Genomic DNA, 3133 nt, shown 5'->3' with positions numbered 1-3133 from the left:
CGTGCCGCGGGGCGCCGGGCGGCGTCCCGCGGCACGGTCCCGGTTCTCAGACGCGCTGCCAGAGCGCCGGGACGATCGGCGGCTCCCAGCCGGTCTGGGCCTGGTGGCCCTGCAGGCAGACGTAGCTCAGTCCGGCGTAGGTGACGGTGTCGCCGGCCCGGTAGACGGTGCCGGCCGCCCAGGTGCCGGTGCCGGGCCCGCTGCCGACCACCAGGGAGTAGGTGGTGCTGTGGGTGGCCGGGCCGCTGCCGGTGACGGTGATCGAGTACGTTCCGGACGCGGTGCCGGCGGCCGCCGAGACGGTCATCACCGCCGAGGCGCCGGACTGCACGGACGAGGGGCTGAAGCTCACCGTGACACCGCTCGGCAGGCCGGTGGCGGTCAGTGCGACCGTGCGGGCGCTGCCGGAGGTGACGGCGGTGGCGACGGTCGCGGTGGTCGAGCCGCCGGCCTCCACGCTGCCGCTCGCCGGGTTCACCGCGAGCGAGAAGTCGTCGCCGGGCACCGTCCCGCCGACCGAGGTCTTCCACAGTGCGGAGGCGACGCCGTCGGCGCTGCGGTCGAGCGCGGTGGCGCCGATGTTGCCGGTGGTGTCGCAGGACTGGTGGTAGCAGGAGTCGTACGCCCGGTTCGCGGTGCCGCCCCACTTGGCCGCCTGGGCGGCCGTCTTGACCGCACTGGCGCCGGCCGCGTAGCCGGAGGTGGGGATGCCGGCCTGCTGGAAGGAGTAGTCGTCGGAGCGGCCCTGGCCCTCGGTGTTCTCCTCGGGCTGCAGCCCCAGCGAGTCCCAGTACGCCTTCAGTGGGGCGGCGGCGGCCGAAGTGAGGTTGTTGACGAAGTAGCCGGCGTTGGGCGAGCCGACCATGTCGAAGTTGTAGTACGCCTTGATCGCCGCACGCTGGGTCGAACTCAGCTGGGAGACGTAGTGGTTGGAGCCCTGCAGGCCCTGCTCCTCGCCCGTCCACCAGGCGAACCGGACGTGCCGGGTGAGGGTCGGGTTCTGCTGGGCGAGCACCAGGGCGTTCTCCAGCAGGACGGCGGAGCCGGAGCCGTTGTCGTTGATGCCGGGCCCGGCGGCGACGCTGTCCAGGTGGGCGCCGAACATGGTGACCTGGTCGGCGGGGCCGCCCGGCCAGTCGGCGATCAGGTTGTTGGAGGTGTAGCTGCAGCTGGTGCAGGTCTGCTCGGTGACGGTGTAGCCCGCCGCCTGCAGCTTGCCCTTGAGGTAGGCGACGGACTGGCCGTGTCCGGCGCTGCCGGCCCGGCGGTTGCCGCCGTTCTGGTCGGCGACGGTGTTCAGCTGGGCGAGGTGGGCCTGCACCTTGGCGACGTCGATGTCGGGTGCGCCGCCGCCGGGGTTGCCGCCGCCGCCCACGGTGAGCGTGTACTGCGCGGTGTGCACGGCGCTGCCGGTGCCGGTGACGGTCAGGGTGTACGTCCCGGCCGGCGCGGAGGCAGTGGCGGAGACGGTCATGGTGGCGGAGGAACCCGCCTGCACCGAGGAGGGGTTGAAGCCGACGGTGACGCCGCTCGGCGCGCCGGAGGCGCTGAGGCCCACCGTCTGCGCGCTGCCCGAGGTCACCGCGGTGGCGACCGCGGCCGTGGTGGAGCCGCCGGGCTGGACGCTGCCGGAGGCCGGGCCGACGGAGAGCGAGAAGTCGTTGGTGCCGGAGGGCGTGCAGGTCGGGTCGCCGCTCTGGGCCGGGACGCTGACGGCGTCCCAGGCGGCCTTGGTGCGGGTGAAGAAGGTGCAGCCCGGGTCGAGGTTCTTGGCGGCGGTCAGGGTCGCCGTCCGGTACCGCTTGTAGGTCATGCCGCTCGTCTTGAGCAGCATGCCGCCGTAGAAGATCCGGCCGGCGTCGCGGATGCCGACGCCGGTGACGGAGGAGCTGTTGCAGGTCGGGCTGGACGGCTTGCCGCCACCGGGGTTGGACCCCTCGGCGAGCAGGTAGAACCAGTGGTTCAGCGGGCCGGCCGCCGCGTGCTCCTCGGTGTTCGGGATCGACGCCGAGTAGCAGTTGGGGTTGCCGCCCACCTGCGAGGGGTTGTACATCACCCGGATGGGCCCGCTGCCGACCAGATTGATCGTCTCGCCGACGGTGTAGTCCGGGGAGTCGTACGGAGCGGGTTCGTTGGCGTACGCCTCGGTGAGCGCGCCCATGATGTCGCCGGTGCCCTCGCCGAGGCCGGCCTCGTTGTTGGCGCCGCCGGGCGTGTACTGGTCGATGCCGTGGCCGAACTCGTGGCCGACCACGTCCATCGAGGCGATCCACTCGTTGGCCTGGTTGTGGCCGATCGAGATCGACGAGCCGTCCCAGTAGGCGTTGACGTCGTTCAGGCCGACCTTGACCGGCCAGCTGCCGCCGTTGCCGTTGTGGCCGTTGCGGCCCAGCCAGTCCCGCAGCATGTCCCACTCCTTCTGCGCCGCGAACATCACGTCGGCGCAGCCGGTCTCCTTGCTGGTCGGGCTGCCGGTGCCCCAGGAGTCGGTGGACTTGGTGAACACCTGGCCGGTGCCGTAGTCGGCGCAGCTGAGGCCGGGCCGGTTCGGGTCGCGCAGCGCGTACGAGCCACCGGAGTTGGTGGTGCTGATGGTGACGGGCGCGGGGCCGTTCCAGCGGCTGTTGGCGGTGCCGGCGCGGACGTCGTCCCGGCTGTCCAGGACGGTGCCGGTGCGGGCGTCGACGAAGACGTGCAGCCGGCTGGGGGCGGTGGCCGTCCGGCCGGTGAGCACGGACTCCCAGGCGAGCCGGGCCCGGCCGTCGGTGACCTTGACGACCAGGCGGGCCGGTTCGGCGCCGTCGACGGTGGCGAGCCGGGTGCGGGCGGTCCGTTCGGCGTCGGCGGCGCTCACCGCGGGGGTGGTGGTGGGCACGCCGATCGCGCCGGGTGCGGCGTTCTGCTGGCCGCGGATCCGGCCCTGCCCGTCGGCGAGCACCACGGCGTCGCCGCCGACCACCGGCAAGCCGCGGTAACTGCGTTCGTACGCCACGGAGTAGAGGCCGCCGAGCCAGGGGGTGACGGCGTGCCGCTCGTAGCTCTCGCCGGGCCCCTTGGCGAGGGTGTCCAGGCCGGCCGCGGCCGCGCGGTCGGCCGCGGATACGGCGGCGGCCAGGGCGTTCGGCGGGGCGGG

Annotated in this window: 1 protein-coding gene; it reads right to left on the bottom strand. The window is 73.3% G+C overall.

Annotated elements, in window-relative coordinates; all coding sequences use genetic code 11:
• Positions 1 to 46 precede the first annotated feature (46 nt).
• Positions 47 to 3133 (bottom strand): M28 family peptidase (locus tag ABZ641_RS30680; protein WP_359987035.1); only part of this gene is annotated, 3087 nt, incomplete at its 5' end.

Source organism: Kitasatospora sp. NPDC007106 (assembly GCF_040634455.1).
GTDB classification, from domain to species: domain Bacteria; phylum Actinomycetota; class Actinomycetes; order Streptomycetales; family Streptomycetaceae; genus Kitasatospora; species Kitasatospora arboriphila.
Note: the sequence above shows the minus strand (reverse complement) of the source record. Positions and strands in the feature narration are given on the sequence as shown.